Annotated in this window: 20 protein-coding genes; 8 read left to right on the plus strand and 12 right to left on the minus strand. The window is 27.2% G+C overall.

What is annotated here, in order from left to right:
* Positions 1 to 84: 84 nt before the first annotated feature.
* Both CP523_RS01895 and CP523_RS01900 read right to left on the minus strand, forming a co-directional pair.
* Positions 85 to 1,806, minus strand: a complete 1,722-nt coding sequence (locus tag CP523_RS01895) for an ABC transporter ATP-binding protein (protein ID WP_066678293.1) — start codon at positions 1,804 to 1,806, stop codon at positions 85 to 87.
* 29 nt (positions 1,807 to 1,835) lie between these two features.
* Positions 1,836 to 2,258 (minus strand): YaaR family protein, encoded by a 423-nt coding sequence (locus tag CP523_RS01900; protein ID WP_066678284.1) that lies wholly within the window; start codon positions 2,256 to 2,258, stop codon positions 1,836 to 1,838.
* A 174-nt stretch (positions 2,259 to 2,432) separates the two neighbouring features.
* On the opposite strand from CP523_RS01900, the gene CP523_RS01905 reads away from it, so the two are divergent.
* Complete coding sequence (locus tag CP523_RS01905; protein ID WP_120140450.1) at positions 2,433 to 5,060, plus strand: calcium-translocating P-type ATPase, PMCA-type; 2,628 nt, start codon at positions 2,433 to 2,435, stop codon at positions 5,058 to 5,060.
* Between the two features lie 42 nt (positions 5,061 to 5,102).
* On the opposite strand, the gene CP523_RS01910 is transcribed toward CP523_RS01905, so the two are convergent.
* The 5 genes from CP523_RS01910 to CP523_RS01930 all read right to left on the minus strand — a co-directional run bounded on the left by CP523_RS01910 (position 5,103) and on the right by CP523_RS01930 (position 8,771).
* Positions 5,103 to 5,792 (minus strand): amino acid ABC transporter ATP-binding protein, encoded by a 690-nt coding sequence (locus CP523_RS01910; protein WP_120140451.1) that lies wholly within the window; start codon positions 5,790 to 5,792, stop codon positions 5,103 to 5,105.
* A gap of 11 nt (positions 5,793 to 5,803) precedes the next feature.
* The gene (locus CP523_RS01915; RefSeq protein WP_066678304.1) at positions 5,804 to 6,445 is read right to left on the minus strand and encodes an amino acid ABC transporter permease; all 642 of its coding nucleotides are present in this window, start codon (positions 6,443 to 6,445) and stop codon (positions 5,804 to 5,806) included.
* Positions 6,446 to 6,474: 29 nt separating this feature from the next.
* On the minus strand, positions 6,475 to 7,284 hold the full coding sequence (locus tag CP523_RS01920; protein ID WP_120140452.1) for an amino acid ABC transporter substrate-binding protein: 810 nt from the start codon (positions 7,282 to 7,284) through the stop codon (positions 6,475 to 6,477).
* A gap of 131 nt (positions 7,285 to 7,415) precedes the next feature.
* A complete protein-coding gene (locus tag CP523_RS01925) occupies positions 7,416 to 8,258 on the minus strand; it encodes a CvfB family protein (RefSeq protein WP_066678281.1) in 843 nt (280 codons plus the stop codon).
* A 12-nt stretch (positions 8,259 to 8,270) separates the two neighbouring features.
* Positions 8,271 to 8,771 carry a gamma carbonic anhydrase family protein gene (locus CP523_RS01930; protein WP_066678279.1) on the minus strand — a complete coding sequence of 167 codons (501 nt, stop codon included), beginning with the start codon at positions 8,769 to 8,771 and terminating at the stop codon, positions 8,271 to 8,273.
* A 116-nt stretch (positions 8,772 to 8,887) separates the two neighbouring features.
* Between CP523_RS01930 and CP523_RS01935 the strand changes: the two genes are divergently transcribed.
* Positions 8,888 to 9,922: a CehA/McbA family metallohydrolase gene (locus CP523_RS01935; RefSeq protein ID WP_120140453.1), complete on the plus strand. Its 1,035-nt coding sequence runs from the start codon at positions 8,888 to 8,890 to the stop codon at positions 9,920 to 9,922.
* A gap of 58 nt (positions 9,923 to 9,980) precedes the next feature.
* Here CP523_RS01935 and CP523_RS01940 read toward each other — a convergent pair whose 3' ends face one another.
* Positions 9,981 to 10,319 carry a hypothetical protein gene (locus CP523_RS01940; protein ID WP_227909590.1) on the minus strand — a complete coding sequence of 113 codons (339 nt, stop codon included), beginning with the start codon at positions 10,317 to 10,319 and terminating at the stop codon, positions 9,981 to 9,983.
* Positions 10,320 to 10,592: 273 nt separating this feature from the next.
* Between CP523_RS01940 and CP523_RS01945 the strand changes: the two genes are divergently transcribed.
* Together CP523_RS01945 and CP523_RS01950 are read left to right on the plus strand one after the other, a co-directional pair.
* On the plus strand, positions 10,593 to 11,060 hold the full coding sequence (locus tag CP523_RS01945; RefSeq protein ID WP_066678272.1) for an Lrp/AsnC ligand binding domain-containing protein: 468 nt from the start codon (positions 10,593 to 10,595) through the stop codon (positions 11,058 to 11,060).
* A gap of 71 nt (positions 11,061 to 11,131) precedes the next feature.
* Entirely contained in the window at positions 11,132 to 11,338 is a 207-nt protein-coding gene (locus tag CP523_RS01950) for a DUF378 domain-containing protein (RefSeq protein WP_066678270.1), read from the plus strand.
* A gap of 55 nt (positions 11,339 to 11,393) precedes the next feature.
* Here the strand turns inward: CP523_RS01950 and CP523_RS01955 are convergent, their stop codons facing one another.
* Complete coding sequence (locus CP523_RS01955) at positions 11,394 to 13,139, minus strand: phosphoenolpyruvate carboxykinase (protein WP_066678265.1); 1,746 nt, start codon at positions 13,137 to 13,139, stop codon at positions 11,394 to 11,396.
* Positions 13,140 to 13,502: 363 nt separating this feature from the next.
* Positions 13,503 to 14,213: a lysophospholipid acyltransferase family protein gene (locus CP523_RS01960; RefSeq protein WP_227909589.1), complete on the minus strand. Its 711-nt coding sequence runs from the start codon at positions 14,211 to 14,213 to the stop codon at positions 13,503 to 13,505.
* A gap of 135 nt (positions 14,214 to 14,348) precedes the next feature.
* On the opposite strand from CP523_RS01960, the gene CP523_RS01965 reads away from it, so the two are divergent.
* Positions 14,349 to 15,221, plus strand: a complete 873-nt coding sequence (locus tag CP523_RS01965; RefSeq protein WP_066678261.1) for a ComEC/Rec2 family competence protein — start codon at positions 14,349 to 14,351, stop codon at positions 15,219 to 15,221.
* 91 nt (positions 15,222 to 15,312) lie between these two features.
* On the opposite strand, the gene CP523_RS01970 is transcribed toward CP523_RS01965, so the two are convergent.
* Positions 15,313 to 16,161, minus strand: a complete 849-nt coding sequence (locus tag CP523_RS01970; RefSeq protein ID WP_066678260.1) for a ribonuclease H-like domain-containing protein — start codon at positions 16,159 to 16,161, stop codon at positions 15,313 to 15,315.
* Positions 16,162 to 16,453: 292 nt separating this feature from the next.
* Here CP523_RS01970 and CP523_RS01975 point away from each other — a divergent pair, with 292 nt between their 5' ends.
* From CP523_RS01975 to CP523_RS01985, 3 genes are read left to right on the plus strand one after another with little or no spacing between them, the layout of a single operon-like run.
* Complete coding sequence (locus tag CP523_RS01975) at positions 16,454 to 16,675, plus strand: FeoA family protein (protein ID WP_066678258.1); 222 nt, start codon at positions 16,454 to 16,456, stop codon at positions 16,673 to 16,675.
* A 15-nt stretch (positions 16,676 to 16,690) separates the two neighbouring features.
* A complete protein-coding gene (gene feoB / locus CP523_RS01980; RefSeq protein WP_066678256.1) occupies positions 16,691 to 18,451 on the plus strand; it encodes a ferrous iron transport protein B in 1,761 nt (586 codons plus the stop codon).
* A gap of 46 nt (positions 18,452 to 18,497) precedes the next feature.
* Entirely contained in the window at positions 18,498 to 18,647 is a 150-nt protein-coding gene (locus CP523_RS01985; RefSeq protein WP_083089606.1) for a FeoB-associated Cys-rich membrane protein, read from the plus strand.
* A 19-nt stretch (positions 18,648 to 18,666) separates the two neighbouring features.
* On the opposite strand, the gene CP523_RS01990 is transcribed toward CP523_RS01985, so the two are convergent.
* Positions 18,667 to 19,782, minus strand: coding sequence for an AI-2E family transporter (locus CP523_RS01990; RefSeq protein ID WP_227909588.1), 1,116 nt, complete (start codon positions 19,780 to 19,782; stop codon positions 18,667 to 18,669).
* Positions 19,783 to 19,804 lie beyond the last annotated feature (22 nt).

The raw sequence follows: 19,804 nt of genomic DNA on the forward strand, positions 1-19,804 counted from the left end.
ATTCCTTTTTTATTATGTCTAAGTATTAAAAATTTATTTAAACAAAATTTTTAATACTTAAATATCTTATCTTAAGTTCTAACTTTACTCTGTAATTAACTTTGAAAATTGTGCATGGTATAGTTCCTTATAAATACCATCTTTAGTTAAAAGTTCACTATGGATACCTTTTTCTTTTATTCCTTCATCTGTTAATACTATTATTTCATCTGCATTTTTAATTGTGGATAGCCTATGGGCTACTACAATTGTGGTTCTTCCTTTACATAGTTCCTCTAATGACTTTTGTATTATATATTCTGTTGTATTGTCTAAAGCTGATGTTGCTTCATCCAATATCAATATAGGTGGATTTTTTAAAAACACTCTAGCTATTGATATTCTTTGTTTTTGACCACCTGATAGCTTAACTCCTCTTTCTCCTATATAGGTGTCATATCCATCTTTTAACTTTAATATAAACTCATGAATATTTGCCTTTTTTGCAGCATTCACTACATCTTCAAAAGTTGCATCTTTCTTACCATACATAATATTTTCTTTTATAGTACCTGTAAATAGAAACACATCCTGCTGTACTATACCTATATTACTTCTTAATGATTCTAATGTACTACAGTATATGCTTTTACCATCTATTGTGATATCACCATTTGTAACATCATAAAATCTAGGTATTAAATTACAAAATGTAGTTTTTCCTCCTCCTGATGGCCCAACTAAAGCAAGCATTTTTCCCTTTTCTATTTTTAAAGATATTCCGTCTAAAATATTTTTATCTTCATAACTAAAATTTACATTTTTAAATTCTATTTCTCCCTTTACATTTTTTAATTCTTCTGCATTTATATTTTCTTTTTCTATTTCCTCATTAACTATTGCTAAGAATCTTTTAAAACCAGTCATACCATTTTGATATTGTTCCATAAATGATACTAACTTTTTAATAGGTTGGGTAAACAACTTAATATATAAAAGATATGCTAAAAAATCTCCTATATCTATAAATCCATTAAAAGTAAATAATCCACCAGCTATTAAAACTATGTAATCTAAAAAATCAATACCTAAATTAACAAAAGCAAAATATTCTGCCATAACTTTATAAGCTTTTTCTCTTGCTAATTTAAATTTATTATTTCCTTTCTCAAATTTTTGTATTTCTCCTTTATGAGAAACAAAAGCCTTCGTTATTCTTATACCTGAAATAGAATTTTCTAAATTTGAATTTACAGATGATGTTTCTACTCTAGTTTCCATAAATGCCTTTAACATTTTATTTTTCTTTTTCCAAGTATATAAAACTATTATTGGTACAAATGCAAAAATAATTAAAGTTAATGGAATATTTATAGTACAAAGAATTATAAATGATCCTATTAACATAACAATTGATATAAATAAATCCTCTGGTCCATGATGAGCAAGTTCTGAAACTTCCATTAAATCATTTATCATTCTACTCATCAAATCCCCAGTTTTATTATTATCAAAATAGCTATTTGGTAGCTTTTGAAGATGCAAAAACATGTCTTTTCTCATATCGCCTTGCATTCTAACTCCCATAACATGTCCATAATATTGCATAAAATAACCGCAGGCTGCCTTTATAACATAAATAGTAACTAAAGATATAGCAAATACTATTAACATCTTTATATTTTTATTTGGAATACTATCATTTACTAAAGTTCTTGTCATCATTGGATAAACAAGATCGCATATAGCCGCTACAAATGCTACAACCATATCTAAAAAAAATATTTTTTTATATGGTTTATAATAATTAATAAAATTTTTAACCATAATTTTTCCCCAAACTTCTTTAATTTTAATTATCTGTATATATCAACAATTAATCCTTGTATTTCATCTATTGATGCTGCTATATTTAAATTTTCTTTTTCATCACTTAATAAAGATTGCGTAAGTTCTTCTAATTTTAAATCTATAGTATCTACAGTTATAAAATATTGTGTTTGCCAAAAACTAATATCCTTTTGAGTATCATACATAAATTTTAATATAGACTCTAGATATTCCTTTATCATTTTTTTATAAACAACAACATCACCATAAGTTTTAGTTATTACTAGTTTATTACCTCTTTTCTTTATATCCTCAATCATTTTTTTAAGTTGCTCTTCTGATTTTCTTTCTCTTGCTTGATTAAAACTTTGTGAAAAGTCCTTTTTCTCTGAAGTTATCTTTCTATCTTGCTTAATTAAACTTTTTCTATTTACTCTTCCTATTTCCATGTAATCCACCTCTCTATAGGATTATTATACCAAAGCATTCACTTTTCAACCACACAATTATAAAAATACAAATTCATTGAATTTTTTTCCATGTATGAATATTTATTAAACTAACTATGCTATACTTATAATAGATTTTTTATTTACATTATTTACAAGATAGGAGGTTATTTAATGTGGTTTAATAAAGACGTAGAGGATACTGTAAAAAACCTTAATTCTAATATAATAAATGGTCTATCATCCTCTGATGCAAAATCTAGACTTGAAAAAAATGGACCTAACAAACTTGCTGGTAAAAAGAAAAAATCCATCATTCAACTATTTTTTTCTCAAATAAATGATGTTATGATTTACATCTTGATAATTGCTGCTATTATCTCTGCTTTTATGGGTGAAATTAGTGATGCTATCATTATTTTAATTGTAATACTTGTTAATGCAATTATTGGAGTTGTTCAAGAATCAAAAGCAGAAAAAGCGTTAGAAGCACTTAAAAACATGTCAACACCTAAAGCATTAGTAAAAAGAGATGGTGAAATAATTGAAATTCCATCAGAAGAAGTGGTTTTAGGCGATATTGTTATTATAGATGCCGGTAGATATATTCCTGCTGATTTAAGACTTATTGAGTCTGCTAATTTGAAAATAGAGGAATCTGCTTTTACTGGTGAATCCCTTCCTGCTGAAAAAATAGCTACTACTTTAAATAGTGAAGGTGATGTTCCTATTGGAGATCAAAACAATATGGCATTTATGTCTACTTTAGCTACTTATGGAAGAGGTACTGGTATTGTTGTAGCTACAGGAATGGATACTCAAATAGGTAAAATAGCTAAAATGCTAGATGCTGAAGAAGATGATACAACCCCTCTTCAGAAGAAACTTGCTGAACTTGGAAAAGTATTAGGCTTTGCTGCTGTTGGTATTTCCTTAGTTATGTTTATAGTTTCAATGTTACAAGGTAGAGATTTCATGGAAATGTTCATGACTTCTATAAGTCTTGCTGTTGCTGCTATTCCTGAAGGTCTTCCTGCTATTGTAGCTATTGTTCTTGCTTTAGGGGTTCAAAGAATGATAAAGGAAAATGCTATTATAAGAAAGCTTCCAGCTGTTGAAACTTTAGGGTCCGTTAATATAATTTGCTCAGATAAAACTGGCACATTAACTATTAATAAAATGACTGTAAAAAAATATTTTGCTAATGAAAAGCTTAAAAATTTAGATGAAGTAGATATTAAAGAAAGTACATCTAAGCTACTTGTAGAAGGAATGATTTTATGTAATGATGCTACTTCTAAAGATGGATCACAAACTGGAGATCCAACTGAAATAGCATTACTAGATGTTGGTAATAAATTTAATATCTTTAAAGAAAATCTAAATTCTATTCATAAAAGAGTTAATGAAATTCCTTTTGATTCAGATAGAAAATTAATGACTACAGTAAATAAATATGATAATAAAGATTTTGTTTTTACTAAAGGTGCTATAGATAGTATATTGAAAATCTCATCTAAAATCTTAATAAATGGTAGTATTCAAGATTTTTCAGATGAGCTAAAAGCAAATATTTTAAATGCTTCTAATGAAATGTCTGATGAAGCTCTTAGAGTTCTTGCCTTAGGTTATAAAATAATTGAAAATGAGCATATAGAAATTGATTCTTTGGAAAAGGATTTAATTTTTGTTGGTTTAATGGGTATGATTGATCCACCTAGAGTTGAAGTAAAAGATTCTATAGTTAAAAGTAAAAATGCAGGTATAAGAACTATAATGATTACTGGTGATCATAAAAATACTGCTGTAGCAATAGCCAAAGAACTTGGTATTGCTGAAAATATTTCCCAGGCAATGTCTGGTAGTGAAATAGATAATTATACAGATGAAGAATTCGCCAAAATAGTTAATAACTTTAGAGTTTTTGCTCGTGTTTCACCAGAGCATAAGGTTAAGATAGTCAAAGCATTTAAATCTCATGGTAATATTGTTTCTATGACAGGTGACGGTGTTAATGATGCACCTTCTTTAAAAGCTGCTGATATTGGAGTTGCAATGGGCATTACAGGTACCGATGTTGCTAAGGGAGCTGCTGATATGGTTCTAACTGACGATAACTTTACAACTATAGTTAAAGCCGTTGAAGAAGGTAGAAATATATTTAACAATATAAAGAAATCTATACTTTTCTTACTAAGCTGTAATTTAGGTGAAGTAGTTACTTTATTCTTTGCAATTTTATTTAACTGGGCTACTCCTTTACTTCCAATTCATATTTTATGGGTAAACTTAATTACAGATAGTTTTCCTGCTCTTTCTTTAGGTGTAGATCCAGGTGATGAAAGTGTTATGGATAAAAATCCTAGAAACCCTAAGGAAAGTTTATTTTCTGGAAGAATGGGTAAACTGCTAGTAATAAATGGTGTTCTAATAGGTGTAACTACTTTATTTGCCTTTAAATTAGGAGAAAATTTATATCCTGATTCCTTAAGACATGCGCAAACTATGGCGTTTGTAGTTTTAAGTGTTTCTCAATTATTCTTTTCCTTTGCTATGAGAAATGAAACTAAATCCTTATTTCAAGTTGGGATATTTAAAAATAAATGGCTAATAGGCTCATTAATATTGGGAATCGTTCTTCAATTCTTAGTTATTTCAATACCTTTTGTAGCTTCAATATTTAAAGTTTATTCATTAACTTTAAAAGACTGGATAATGGTAATTGGAATATCATTAATACCTTTTGTTATTAATGAAATAATAAAGATTTTCTTTAGATCTAATGATAAAAATAAAGCTTAAAAAAAGGGATATATCAATAAAGTTGATATATCCCTTTTAATATTATTTTATATTATCAAATATTAATCCTTCACTTAAAATTCCTTTATCCATTGAATATATTCTATCCGCTACATTCTTAGCAAATTCCATGTCATGAGTTATAATAAGCATACTCATACCATCTTTCCCTAAAGATTTTATAAGATTTGTAACTTCTCCTGTTAAACCTGGATCTAAAGCTGAAGTTGGTTCATCAAAGCACATCAGTTTTGGATTTAATGCTAATGCCCTTCCTATTGCAACTCTCTGCTTCTGTCCTCCTGATAATTCACAAGGATAATTATTAACCTTATCTTTAAGTCCTAAAAATCCTAATATTTCTTCTGCTTTCTTTATAGAATCAATATTATTTTCCCCTAATACTCTTTGCATGGCTTCTATAAGATTTTCTAAAACAGTCATATGTGGAAAAAGATTAAAATTTTGAAATACTAAGCCTATATTTCTTCTTATTTCATTAAATGTATTCTTATCTACATATTTTCCATTTTCACATAACTTTTTTCCAGCTATTTCAATAGTTCCTCTATCACAAGTTTCAAGTCCATTTACACATCTTAACAAAGTACTTTTACCACCGCCAGAAGGACCAACTATTACAAATATTTCTCCTGGCTTTATTTCTAAATCTATACCTTTTAAAACTTCTATGCTACTAAAGCTTTTTTTTAGACCAGTTATTTTTAACATATTATTTCCTCCTATTGATAATAATTATACCTTTTTTCTATTTTCTCTAACACTTTAGTTAATATTCCATTAAAAACTAAATAAACTACTGCTACAACTACAAATGGCATTATAGAAGATAATCTGTTTGATGCTATTTTAGCAACCTTTAAAAGTTCATCTAATCCAACTACATAAACTAATGCTGTATCTTTTACTAAAGTAACAACTTCATTAGCTACTGGCGGAAATATCTTCTTTAAAGCTTGTGGAAGTATTATTCTAAAAAATGTATCTTTAGGTGTTAATCCTAAAACTTCTGCTGCCTCAAATTGCCCTTTATCTATTGAAAGTATTCCTGCTCTAAATATTTCAGCAAAATAAGCTCCATAATTTAATACCATTGCTAAAATTGCAGCTGTAAACCTTGGTACCTTAACTCCTATTAAGGGTAACCCAAAGAATACAAATAGAATTTGTAATAATAGAGGAGTACCTCTTAAAATCAATACATATGCTCCTGTAATTGATTTTAAAAATCTTATTTTTGATATCCTTCCAAGAGCTATTATTATCCCTAAAGGAATTGATAATACTAATGTTAAAGCAAATACTCCAAGTGTCATTTTAAAGCCTTCAAATATTTGTGGCATAAGGCTAATTATATCATTTATTAAAGTCACAGTTACTCCTCCTTTTAAAATTACTTAACTATTATATCTTCACCAAACCATTTTTTTGATATTTTTTGTGCTGTACCATCTTTTATTATCTCATCAAAAGCATTATTTATAGCCTCTACTAATTCACTATCACCTTTTCTAATTCCAACACCATAAGTTTCTTTTCCAAAGTCTTCATTTAAAATTTTATATTTTTCAGCTCCTCTTTGATTTATATAATATTTAGCAAGTATTTCATCAGCAACTACTGCATCTAATCTGCCTGCCTCTAAATCCATTAAAGCTTCATTATTTGTTTCGAAAGTTACTACTTTTTTATCCTTAAATTTAGATACTATATCTCCATCTGCTTCTATAGCATCTACGGCACTAGATTGATTTTGAGCTCCAACAACAGCTCCAATTAAATCTAATTTATCCTTAATTTTTGAATCAGCTAAAGTTATAATAACTTGTCTATTGTTTAAATAAGCTTTTGAAAAATCAACTTTCTCTTTCCTCTCATTAGTCATAGAATATCCGTTCCAAATTAAATCTATATTCCCATTATCAAGTTCCGTTTCTTTCATGCTCCAATCTATAGTCTGAAATATAATTTTCTTATCTAGTTTTTCTCCAACTGCTTTCGCTAACTCAACATCAAATCCTACTATTTCTCCACTTTCATCCTTGAATCCCATTGGTACGAAAGTATCATCTAATCCTACAATTAATTCTTCTTTATCCATAGAATTGCTATTTCCATTAACTTTACTACAAGCTACTGCTGAAACAGCCATTACACATATTAACGAGCTCACAAAAATTCTTTTTATAAATTTTCTAATCATAATATTAAACTCCCCCTTAAGATCTTTCACTTTATTATATTAATACTTTACCACGATAAAGTATTAAAGTCAAACTTTTTCATAAAAAATAAAACTCTCATATATTATATGAAAGTTTCATCTTTTTGCTCCTATTTTAATCTTGTTCCTTCTTCTTCTTGAACAATTTTTCCATTTTTCATTAAGCCACCAAGAGCCATTTTAAAATAATTCTTACTAGTTTTAAAAGTAGCCTTTATATCTTCAGGTTTAGATTTATCATTAAACTCCATAAATCCACCGTTTTTCTCCATATATTTTATTATATCCTCTTGTAATTTTTCTCTTTCACTAAGTCTAGTTTTTCTAGGTGTTAATCCTACTACTCCATCTTCATATAATCTCTTAATTCTAAGATATAGTTCTTCACCTGGAAATACTTCATCATAATATTCATTAGGTAATACTAACCCCTTATATTTTGAATCTATTGCAACATTTAAAGTTCCAGAAGGTGTTCTTGAATATACTTGAGCTATAACTTCATCTCCAACTTTAAATTCCATTTCCTCTTCTTTTGCATTTTCTAAATAATTTTCTACTTCTGTTGTTGCTGCAAGTCTTCCTGTCTTATCTAAATATAAATAAAATAAATATTTATTTCCTACTTTAAGTTTAAACCTTTGTTCTTTAATAGGTACAAATATATCTCTATCTAATCCAAAATCTACAAAAGCACCAAATTTTGTTTGCCCAACAACCTTTAGGTAAGCAACATCTCCAATCTTTGCTAAAGGTTTTTTAAAAGTAGCTACAGGCCTATCTTTTGAATCCCTATATACAAAGACCTCAATCTCATCTCCTTCTTTTATGCTTTTATCTTCTAATACTGCTTTAGGTAGTAATACTTCTTCCCTACCTTCATTTCCAAGATAAAATCCAAAATCTTTTTCTCTTTTTACTTTTAAAATATTATAATCACCTATATTTATCATTTTTCCTCCTCCTTATAAATACTTCTTACTTAAAGCTACATAATTATTTGCTGAAGTTTGAATACTATTTATTTCTTCTTTTGTAAGATCTCTAACAACTTTTGCTGGACTTCCCATTAAAAGTACACCTTCTTTAAAAGTCTTTCCCTGTGATACTAAAGAACCTGCTGCAACAATAGTATTTTTAGATATTTTAGCTCCATTTAATATTATACTTCCCATTCCTATTAAAACATTATCTGAAATTTCACATCCGTGAATTATAGCACCATGCCCTACTGTTACATTATCTCCAATAATTGTTGGAAAATCTGTATCTACATGAACAACTGAGTTTTCTTGAATATTAGTATTTTCCCCTATAGAAATTTTATTCATATCTCCTCTAGCTCTTGTTCCAAACCAAATATTAGAATTTTCTCCAATAACAACTTCCCCTATTATATCAACACTTTCTGATATATAGCAAGTTTTATGTATTTTAGGTTCTTTACCTTGAAAATTTTTAATCATCCATATCAACTCCTTATAAACTTAAACTTATTTTAACATTCAATAATATTATTGTCATTATTTCTAGTGATTTAATACTATATATATAATGAATAATAATTTAAGAGGGGCTTATTTTGGGAAAAAAGAAACGTAAAGAAATTAAAGTATTTAATCAAAATGATTTAAAGTTTTATTATGGTATTCCTCATTGCCATACTAATTTTTCTACTGGTAAAGGTAACCCTTTAGAAGCCTACGAGTATGGAAGAAAATCTGGTCTTAATTTTATGTTTATAACAGATCATAACTCTTTTCTTTCTAATAAAGTATCTATCAAAGATGAAATATATACCCGTTGGCAAGGTACCCATTATTATGCATCAAAATTAAAAAAGAAATATGAGGAATTCTTACCTCTTGTTGGATTCGAATGTAAAACTAGCTATTATGGTGATTTAAATATAATAAATTCATCAACATTTTTTACTGGAATAGTAAAGGACATTAAAATAATTTTATTATGGATGTTAAACAATCCTGATGCTTTTATATCAATAAATCATCCTCATAAGAATATTCGAAATTTAACATATAACCCAATTTTAAATAAATTAATTACCTCAATAGAAGTAGGTAATGGTAATCCAGCTGCTAAATATACTAGACATGATAGATATTATTTTGGATTACTTGATGTAGGCTGGAAACTTGGAGCTATAAATGGACAAGATAATCATAAAATGAACTTTGGAGATTCTGAAAACCTAACTGTTTATATCGGAAATGAACTTTCTAAGGAAGCTTTAGTAGATTCCTTTAGGTCTATGCGTACTTATTCAACTGAATCTAGATTTTTGAAATTTTATTTTACTATAAATGATAATTTTATGGGTGAAACTATTGTTGTTTCTGATAACAAATTAAAATTTATGATTTTTGCTGAAGATATTAGATATAGAATAAAAGAAATTTGTATAATAACTAATAAAAATACTTTAGTTAAAAGTATAGATGAAATTAATTTAAATCATATAAAATATATATATGAACATAAACGTGAAGAGAGCGAAAGTTGGTACGTTATAAAAGTTATTGAAGAAAATAATCGTATTGCCATTAGCTCTCCAATTTTTGTTACTTCAAATGAAGATATACTAGGTAACACTTAAATAACATAAATGAAAAAAGAGTTGTAAATTATACAACTCTTTTTATTATATGTTAATACTATTTATCTTTTTGATCTTGCATATGTTTTACTCTATTTGGTTTAGCTTTAGGTCTAATTTGTATCTTCTTTTCTTGCTTCTTAGGTCCACCTGTAGCTTGAATATCTAAGAACCATACAAAGAACCATACTATAACTAAAGTAAAAAGTATACTAAGCCATGGATTTGTTAATTTCAAGAAAAATTGAACGGCAAATAATACAACTGATATACCTAGTAATACCCATTTATTAACTCTAAATTTTGAAAAAACATATTTTCTTCCTAATGTGAACATTAACATAATTGCTGCTAACATAATTGCAAAATATACTATCATAACTAATATATTCATCATATCTCTTATCCTCCTCTATTCACCTATAATTATATATTAAAAGAAATCTCATTTACTTTCAAGTAATATATATTTTAAATATTTGTAACAACTGTCATAAATATAAATTCATTTATAAAAAAACGGTTTTAATTTACATTTTTTTGATTTTATTAACTTTTTTATCAAAATATCAAATTTATTTTCATTTCTTTTACTTTTTTTTCTTCTATTTTGCTTATTTTTTTGATAAAATAAAAAAGTAATTATAAAATCATTACGAGGGGTGATTATATGGGTTTAAATCAAACCTATCAATTAGACGAACTAGATCTTCAAATATTAGATTTATTAATAAAGGACTGTAGAACTCCTTATTTAGAGATAGCTAGAATTTGTCATGTTAGTGGTGGTACTATTCACGTAAGAATGAAAAAAATGGAGGAACTTGGAATAATAAAAGGTACGAGAATTCTGCTAAATCTTCCAAAGCTTGGATATGATGTATGTTGCTTTGTTGGAATATATGTTGATAAAACAGAATCTTTCTCTTCAGTTTTTGGAGAGCTATCTCAAATAAAAGAAGTTGTCGAATTGCACTTAACTACTGGAAACTATTCAATATTTGCTAAAGTTATCTGTAAAAATATATCAGACCTTCAAGATATATTATTAAATAAAATTAATTCTATAAGTGGTATTCAAAGAACAGATACTTTTATCTCTCTTGAACAACCTATTGATAGAAATATATCAATTTAATATTTTTGCATAAAAAACACTCCTTTAGGTTAATCTATTTATTGAAACCTATTATAAAAGGAGTGTTTTTTATGAAATTTTTAGACATTATAGCACTTATTTTAGTTATAGTAGGAGCCGTAAATTGGGGACTTATAGGTTTTTTCCAATTTGATCTTGTGGCTGCTCTATTTGGAACAATGACTATGTTCAGCAGAGTTGTGTATGCTCTTGTTGGGCTAGCTGGACTTTACTCACTATCATTTTTTGCAAAAGATAGTTCAGTAAATTCAAACTAAAATATGAGTCACACAAAAAAGACTATCATTTATATGATAGTCTTTTATTAATAAACTAAAGATTTTTTATTATTTCAAATAACTCTAAAGCTGCTGCTCTTGGTCCAGTCTTTTCTTGTCCTTTAACTGCTAAACAAGTTTTTATTTGACCAACCTTTACTTTTTCTTTAAACATAACATTAAAATATTTTTCTATTAATTTGTCTGTTTCTTTTTGCTTTTGAGCTGGTCCAAATGGATTTGCAAAGTAACTTTCAACTAATCCTGTTTCTGAAGTAGTTCCTTTTGCCATTCTAGCACCAGATTTAAATACTTTTATGGCATCTTCAGGAGTCTTAAAATATTCTATTGAAGTTTCTCCTTCTTCAACTTTAGTATAGTTATTAGCATACAAGAATAAATCTACTTTATATCCTTTAATTATTTCCTTATATGGAGCTACTGGCATAACTAATCTTGCATTAATTTTATCTGGATTCATAAATATACTTCTATCCATTTCTTTAAATGCATATCCTTGATCTAAATCGTCTAACCTTACAAAAGCTCCAATTTCTGTACCATATCCATATACTTCTCCATTTAAATTTTTAAATGTTCCCATATCATCAAATATAATAGTCATATCACTTATATAGTCTTCACTTAATGTTCTAAAGGCTTCTAAACTCTCTGATTTACCTGCTCCGCTATCTCCCATAATTACAACATTAGCTTGCTTTCCATCTTTTAATTCTATATTAACCATAGCTCCATGAATTGGAAGGTATCCTCTTTTTATCATAACTAGATTATGAAGAGTTAATGTCATTTTCTTCATATATCCAAAGTAATCTATCTCTTCTGAATGATTAACATACCCAAGCATAATATCATTTTTTTCATCATTATAGAATACAGTTTTAAGCTCTCCATCATCATCCTTAGCACCAAATACATAAACTAAATCTGGTTTTCTACCTCTATATTCATCGCTTCTTGCCATTTCAAAGAGATTACATAAAGTAATTCCATGCTCCATAAAATCTCTATGGAAATAAATAAATGCAAGCAATTCACCTACCTTTGCAGGATAACAAAACCAATGATCCTTATTTAAGGTAGCATATCTTAGAGGATTTTCTGTTACTTCTGAAAACATTCCACTTCTCGTATTCTTTTTAGGATAAGTTATAAAAGGAGTTTCTAATAATATACTGTCAATAAAGTGAATATCTTCTAATGCCTCATATCCCTTTGGCATTGGCCATAAGACTTTATTAATCATTATTGAAGAATTTCCTCCAGCAGGAATTTGTCTAAATACTTTTGGTTTATATCCTAATACATTTTTCTCTATTTTTCTATATAGCTTTAATACTAAATTAGAAAATCCTGAGTTAGCTTCTGTAAAACTTACAGCTGCTAAACCTTGTTGAACTTTATCACTATTAATTATAGTATATCTTTCTAATCTTCTCCAAAACAGATAAAAATCTTCTATAAATGATATAAATCTATCTTTATCTTCAAAAAGATTTTTATAATTCGGATTAGCTTCTACTATTTCTTCAACACTCATAACCGTACAATACTTACATATTCTAGCTATATTTTTTCTAATTTCACAAACGTCCTCTGTCTCTAAACCCTTTCTTAAATATTTCCAGCTTAAAGACAATCTATCTTTAGAAATTCTTAAATAACTTTCTAAAACCCTTCTAAATCCTTCACTTTCTAATAACGTTTCAAAATTATTACAATATTTAGCTGTAAAGTTTATTAATATTTTATCATTACTCATGGAAAACTCTTTACGCATAATTTGCCCCCTTTATGAATTTTATGTTAATCAAATATTTCATTTTTTATTATTTTTGACCTTAACAATTGCATTATAACATATTTTATGCAATTTTTTAAAGGATGATTTTGCATTTTTCACAAATTATTATTAAATTCTATGTATTTTCCTTATGAAAACATATACACTGCAAATTTATTCTGTAGGTAATTATTTATTTATTAATTTTATCGAAATATTTTATCATTTTTTTATTTTTATTTCTTATCTGCTCGAACATTTTTATTTTCAATACTATATTTTATAATTAATTCAATATTCATTTTTTATAATAAATAAACCTATAAGAACTTAATCTTATAGGTTTATTATGTAATACTATTATTGTTTTAATGCTTTTTCTATTATATTTCTAACTCTCATCGCAAGCTCTTTTTCTTCATCTCTTGTTAAATTTTCTGTATATATTGGCTCACAAAATGTTATTGTTATGTCTATTGACTTAAATTTCCTATCTATTTCAAAAGCTCTATAAGCTCTATCTATAGCTACTGGTACTATAGGCGCTTTAGCTTTAGTTGCAAGTTTTAAGCTTCCCTTCTTAAATTCTTGAAGTTTACCATCTTTACTTCTTGTACCCTCTGGAAATATACACATACTATATCCATTTTTAATATTTTCTGCTCCTTGTTGTATTACTTTTATAGCCGACCTTGCATTTTCTCTATCCAACGGCACACAATGATATTGTTGCATCCAATAACCTATAACTGGTGTTTTTAACATTTCTTTTTTTGCTATAAATCCCATAGCTCTTCCTGCTGAATCCATTAATAAAGGTATATCCAAAATACTAGTATGATTTCCTATAAAACAACAAGCTCTCTCTGGTATATTTTCCTTTCCCTTTATTGTTACATTCATTTCTATAGCTTTATTTATAGTATAATTTGCCCAATCTCTTCCTACTTTTGCACTATATTCATATCCAGCATCAACTCCCTTGGTTTTTCTTATAAACCAAAGCTTAATTGCCTTTAATCTCAATACTATCATATATAATATATAATGTATTCCTTTATAAAATCTCACAATCTTTTCCTCCATAACTCTTATTATATTTATCTAATGCTATTATACTAATAAGAAAAATATTCTTCAATTGTAAGTTTCTCTTTTCATTATATGCATATAATGTTAAACTTATTTAAGTCTTATAATTAGTAAATGGAGGTATTTTATTTGAAAAAGAAATTATCAATCTTATCACTTTTTCTGTTAGTATTTTGTTTTGTTTTTGTAGGATGTAACATAAATTCACCATCTAATACAGATAATACCAAAGATATGAAAGTGCATTATATAGATGTTGGGCAAGGTGATTCAATATTAATACAAGTTAATAATAAAAATATGTTAATTGACTGTGGTCCTAGAGATGGAAAGGATAAATTATTCTCATATTTAGAATCTCAAAAAATTACTAAACTTGATTATGTAGTTGCTACACATCCACATGAAGATCATATAGGAAATATGGCTGATGTCATAAAAAAATATGACGTAGATAAATTTTATGCTCCAAAAGTTGAACATACTACTAAAACGTTTGAAAAAATGATAGAGGCTTTAGCTAGTAAAAATCTTAAAATAACTACTATAAAAGCCGGTACAAAATCTATAGATCTTGGAGAAAATACAAAAGTTTCAGTAGTAGCCCCTAATAGCGCTACTTATGATGACTTAAATGACTACTCTCCAATTATTAAAGTAGAGTATGGTAAAAACTCTTTCTTATTTACAGGAGATGCTGAAAAGAAATCTGAAAAAGAAGTTTTATCTAAAAATTATAACATTGAAGCTGATGTTTTAAAACTTGGCCATCATGGTTCTTCTACTTCAACATCTAAAGAATTTTTTAATGCTGTTAATCCATCAATTGCTGTAATTACTCTTGCTAGTGACAATAAATATGGTCATCCACATAAAGAGACTATCAATCTTTTAAAAGAAAAGAAAACTACAGTATATAGAACTGATACTGATGGAAATATAGTTCTTTCATCTGATGGAAATAAGATTTCAAAAATTAATAAATAAATGATAGATGCTCCCTAAATTTTAGGGAGCATCTATCATTTAAGAACTTCTTCTTAAAACAATTAATTTTTAAACTTTTATTTTTCTTTATCTATATGCCTTCGTTAACTAACTCTTTCAATTGGATATTATCTTTTTCTTCTAATCCACTAACTTCTTTATTTTTAATGTAAATATCATCCACTATTTTTTCTTCTTTTGTGTCATATTTTTCATTTACATTATCAACTAATTTATCATTATCATTTTCTTTATCTATTTTAGTTTCTTCTTCATCATCCTTAATCTCTGTAGTTTCTATTATAAACTTATTCCATAGAGTAAAAATATTATAAAGATTTGTAACATCCTGTTCATTATAAAGAAGTATATTCTCAACCTTTTTCTTAGGCATTCTCAAAATATATTCTCTATCTTTTAAAACCTTGTGAAATGTTTTAGCTAAGTTAGAACCGCTTATAAGTTCTCCCTCCCTAAATATTTCAAAAACTTTCTCAAGATTTTTAAGCCCTATTGAATGTCCATAAACCCGTTCATACTCTCTTTGAATATCAATATCTTGAAACTCCTTAGAAAAATCATATTGTATATTATACTTTTTGAACAAATAATTTATTACAGTAAAATCATTATTTCCCGAAAAAGTAACTATAGAGTTTTTACCATGTTTTTTCATGTCTATAAAATATCTTCTAGCTAAAATAAGTATATCTACTACTTCACTTTTATTTTCTATCATATATTGAGTTACATGAAGTTTTTTATCATCATTATTAAATATACAAGCGCCAAAAACTCCTATACATTTAGGTTTTTTATAAACATAATGTTCTAAATCAAAGAATATAAGCTCATCTTGCCTTCGATTTATCTTATCAGTTTTAAGAATAAATTCCTCAGATATATCACTAACCTCTACTATATTTTCACGAATTATCACAATACCACTCTTTCTTCCTCTTTATTATCACCTTTTAATGATTAATTGTTTCTTTATAATACTATTTAATTATAGCATCTTTTATTCTAATGTTAAAATTTTTATGTTTAATTACCTTAATACTATAATATTAACTTTTAAATCCAGATGTTAATAAAATTATAACTTATTATTTTATCCTTAATCGTCAAAAATTATTATCACTTTTTGTCAAAACTGTTGACTATTTTTTATGATTTTGATATTATATAATATGTATATATGATAATGATTTTCAATATGAGGTGTAGAAATGTGTATATGTGATTTAAAATTAGGTGAAAAAGGTAAAATAGAATCTATTAAAGGTGATGATAGACTTGCAAAAAGATTATTTGCTTTAGGTTGTATTGAAGGCACTGAAATAGAATTAAAAAGAATAGCTCCTCTTGGAGATCCTATAATTGTTAATTTAAGAGGATTTGACTTAGCTATAAGAAAAAAGGATGCCAAAAATATATTTTTAACACTTTAATTAGGGGGATAAGACATGAAAACTGTAGCATTACTTGGTAATCCAAATGTAGGAAAAACTACATTGTTTAATAGCTTAACAGGATCTACTCAAAGAGTTGGAAATTGGGCTGGTGTTACCGTAGATAAAAAAGAAGGTTATTTTAATGATATTAAAATAGTTGACCTTCCAGGTATTTATGCAATGGATACCTATTCAAATGAGGAGAAAGTTTCTAAGAGTTTTTTAGAAACAGATGAAGTTGATTTAATATTAAATATAATTGATGCCTCAAATATTGATAGAAATTTATATTTAACTACTCAATTAAAACAATTTAATAAACCTATAATTTTAGCTGTTAATATGATTGATGTAGCTAAAAAGAAAGGTATAGATATTGATTATAATAAACTATCAGAACTTTTAAATGTAACTGTTATACCAATTATAGCCTTTAAAGAAGAAGGATTGGATGACATAAAGAATGCATTAAAATCTGATAATTTTTTAAGAGATAATAGCGATAATGATTATCAGTTCAATAGTGAAAAAGAGGCTTATGCTTTTATAGAGGATTTATTAAAAAAATGTAGTCATACTAGTGGTAAAGTTGATTATGCACTGAAAGATAAATTAGATAATATTTTATTAAATCCTTGGCTTGCATACCCAATATTTATATCGATAATGGCTGCAATGTTTCAAATTACATTTGCTTGGGTTGGACAACCATTATCTGATATGTTAGATGAAATGCTAAACGAATCTTTTTTACCATTTGTATCTGATTTATTATCTGGTACAAGTCATTGGTTCCAATCATTAATTGTTGATGGTATTATTGCAGGGGTTGGAGGAATCCTAGTACTTTTACCAATTATACTTGCCTTGTTTGCTTGTATATCAATATTAGAAGATAGTGGATATATGGCTAGAGTTGCTTTTATAATGGACAAATTAATGAGAAAAATGGGGCTTTCAGGTAAAGCCTTTATTCCTATGATAGTAGGATTTGGTTGTACTGTTCCTGCTATAATGTCTGCTAGAACATTAGAAAGCGAAAAAGATAGAAAATTAACAGCATTATTAGTTCCTTTAATGAGTTGTAATGCAAGATTACCTGTTTATGCTATATTTGCATCGGTTTTCTTTCCTAATTATGTTGGATTAGTAGTTGCTGGACTTTATTTATTAGGTGTAATATTAGCATTTATATTGGGTATACTATTTAAGAATACTATATTTAAAAAAGATGAAGAGCCATTTATAATCGAATTACCTGAATATAAAATGCCTTCTCTTAAAAACATATTAAAACAAGTTTATGAAAAAGCAAAAAGTTTCTTAATTAAAGCAGGAACTATTATTTTTGCTATGAGTGTTGTTATCTGGGTATTATCAAACTTTAACTTAAGTGGTATGGTAGATGTTAATGATAGTATCCTAGCATCTATCGGTGGAGTTCTTTCTCCTATATTTAAGCCACTAGGTTTTGGAAATTGGCAAAGTTCTGTTTCACTTTTAACAGGATTACTTGCTAAAGAAACTGTTGTAGCTTCAATGGAAGTAATTTTTGCTGGGGATTTAGCTGCTATGTTACCATTACATTTTAATGCAATATCAGCGCTTTCCTTCTTAGTATTTGTTTTATTATATACTCCTTGTATTTCAGTACTTGGTGCAATGAAAAAAGAATATGGAACTAAATTTACTTTATTTTCTATAGGATATCAATTAATTCTTGCCTGGGTAGTTTCATTTATAGTATTTAATATCGGAAAAATATTTATATAAGTAAGAGCTAACTTTTAATGTTAGCTCTTTAATTAAAGGAGATTTTATGGAAATTGTTATAACAGTTGCTATTATAGGATTTTCAGCATACATAATTTATAAAAATGTAAGAAAATCCTCTAAAGGTGGTTGTAATTGTGGCAATTGTTCATCACATTGTCCTATGTACAACGACAAAAATAAAGGTAGAAAGTAATTACTTCCTACCTTTATTTTTATGCTTTATCTGCTATATCTACTAATTCTTTATTTCTATCCATTAATCTATTTATGTAAAATTTCACTGTAGCAACTGTAGGAGAAGCTAAAAGCATTCCTATAGGTCCGAAGAAACCTCCACCAACCACAACTCCTAGTATTATAAAAACTGGTCTAACTCCTACTTTACCACCTATTAGTTTAGGATCAAGGTACCAACCATCAAATAATTGAAGTGATAAAAGTACTAAAAATACAGTAAATGCTTTTGTTGGAGATACAAATATATTAAATAAGAATCCTACTGCCTCTCCAATAAAAGGCCCAAAATAAGGAATCATATTAGTTAATCCAACTATAAAAGCTAGAAGCAATGCATATTCTGACTTAACTAAATTTAGTAATATAAAGGCCATAAAGCCTATAATAGAGGAATCTATAGCTTTTATCCCTATATAAGTTCCTATCATATGATGATAAATTCTTATAAACTCTATAAATTTTTTAGATTTTTCCTCCTTTAATATTATAAACAAGATTCTCTTAGTACCTTTTAGTAATCTCTCTTTATCTACTAACACATATACTGATATCATTATTCCAAGTACAAATTTAAGTAAGTTACTTGATATTGAAAATACATATGAAAATGATCCTTCCAATAAACTTACTGTAAAAGCTCCAACTTGTGAAATTATTCCATTAACAGTATCCATAGTACCTGTAGAAACTATAATATCTTTTATGTTCTGATTACTTAATACATCATTTATCCAATTTTGCATTGATAAAATATAACTTGGAATATCTTTCGTAAGATCTATAGCACTTTCTACAACACTAGGTATCCAATAAAAGGCTATTAATGTAAAAATACTTATTATCAATGCATAAGTTGACAATATAGCAATACCCTTTTTAAGTTTAAACCTTCTTTCTAACAACTTTACTAAAGGGTTTAGTATATATGCTATGACAAGCCCATAAATAAATGGTACACATAATGATAATAATCTACCTAATATATTAAAAAAGTATCTATAATTATCTATAATTTTATACCCAACAATCCCTATTATAATGGCCATAACAATTGCTATTACTAAATCTTTATGTTTTATATTTTTAAACACAAACTGTCCACCTTTCTATATT

Origin of the sequence: Clostridium septicum, from assembly GCF_003606265.1 — a bacterium.
In the GTDB taxonomy this organism is placed as follows: Bacteria; Bacillota; Clostridia; order Clostridiales; family Clostridiaceae; genus Clostridium; species Clostridium septicum.

Coding starts and splice junctions, on each gene's coding strand:
- CP523_RS01895 (WP_066678293.1), bottom strand. CDS start 1,806: ATGGTTAAAAATTTTATTAATTATTATAAACCATATAAAAAAATATTT.
- CP523_RS01900 (WP_066678284.1), bottom strand. CDS start 2,258: ATGGAAATAGGAAGAGTAAATAGAAAAAGTTTAATTAAGCAAGATAGA.
- CP523_RS01905 (WP_120140450.1), top strand. CDS start 2,433: ATGTGGTTTAATAAAGACGTAGAGGATACTGTAAAAAACCTTAATTCT.
- CP523_RS01910 (WP_120140451.1), bottom strand. CDS start 5,792: ATGTTAAAAATAACTGGTCTAAAAAAAAGCTTTAGTAGCATAGAAGTT.
- CP523_RS01920 (WP_120140452.1), bottom strand. CDS start 7,284: ATGATTAGAAAATTTATAAAAAGAATTTTTGTGAGCTCGTTAATATGT.
- CP523_RS01925 (WP_066678281.1), bottom strand. CDS start 8,258: ATGATAAATATAGGTGATTATAATATTTTAAAAGTAAAAAGAGAAAAA.
- CP523_RS01930 (WP_066678279.1), bottom strand. CDS start 8,771: ATGATTAAAAATTTTCAAGGTAAAGAACCTAAAATACATAAAACTTGC.
- CP523_RS01940 (WP_227909590.1), bottom strand. CDS start 10,319: ATGATGAATATATTAGTTATGATAGTATATTTTGCAATTATGTTAGCA.
- CP523_RS01945 (WP_066678272.1), top strand. CDS start 10,593: ATGGGTTTAAATCAAACCTATCAATTAGACGAACTAGATCTTCAAATA.
- CP523_RS01950 (WP_066678270.1), top strand. CDS start 11,132: ATGAAATTTTTAGACATTATAGCACTTATTTTAGTTATAGTAGGAGCC.
- CP523_RS01955 (WP_066678265.1), bottom strand. CDS start 13,139: ATGCGTAAAGAGTTTTCCATGAGTAATGATAAAATATTAATAAACTTT.
- CP523_RS01965 (WP_066678261.1), top strand. CDS start 14,349: ATGGAGGTATTTTATTTGAAAAAGAAATTATCAATCTTATCACTTTTT.
- CP523_RS01975 (WP_066678258.1), top strand. CDS start 16,454: ATGTGTATATGTGATTTAAAATTAGGTGAAAAAGGTAAAATAGAATCT.
- feoB (WP_066678256.1), top strand. CDS start 16,691: ATGAAAACTGTAGCATTACTTGGTAATCCAAATGTAGGAAAAACTACA.
- CP523_RS01985 (WP_083089606.1), top strand. CDS start 18,498: ATGGAAATTGTTATAACAGTTGCTATTATAGGATTTTCAGCATACATA.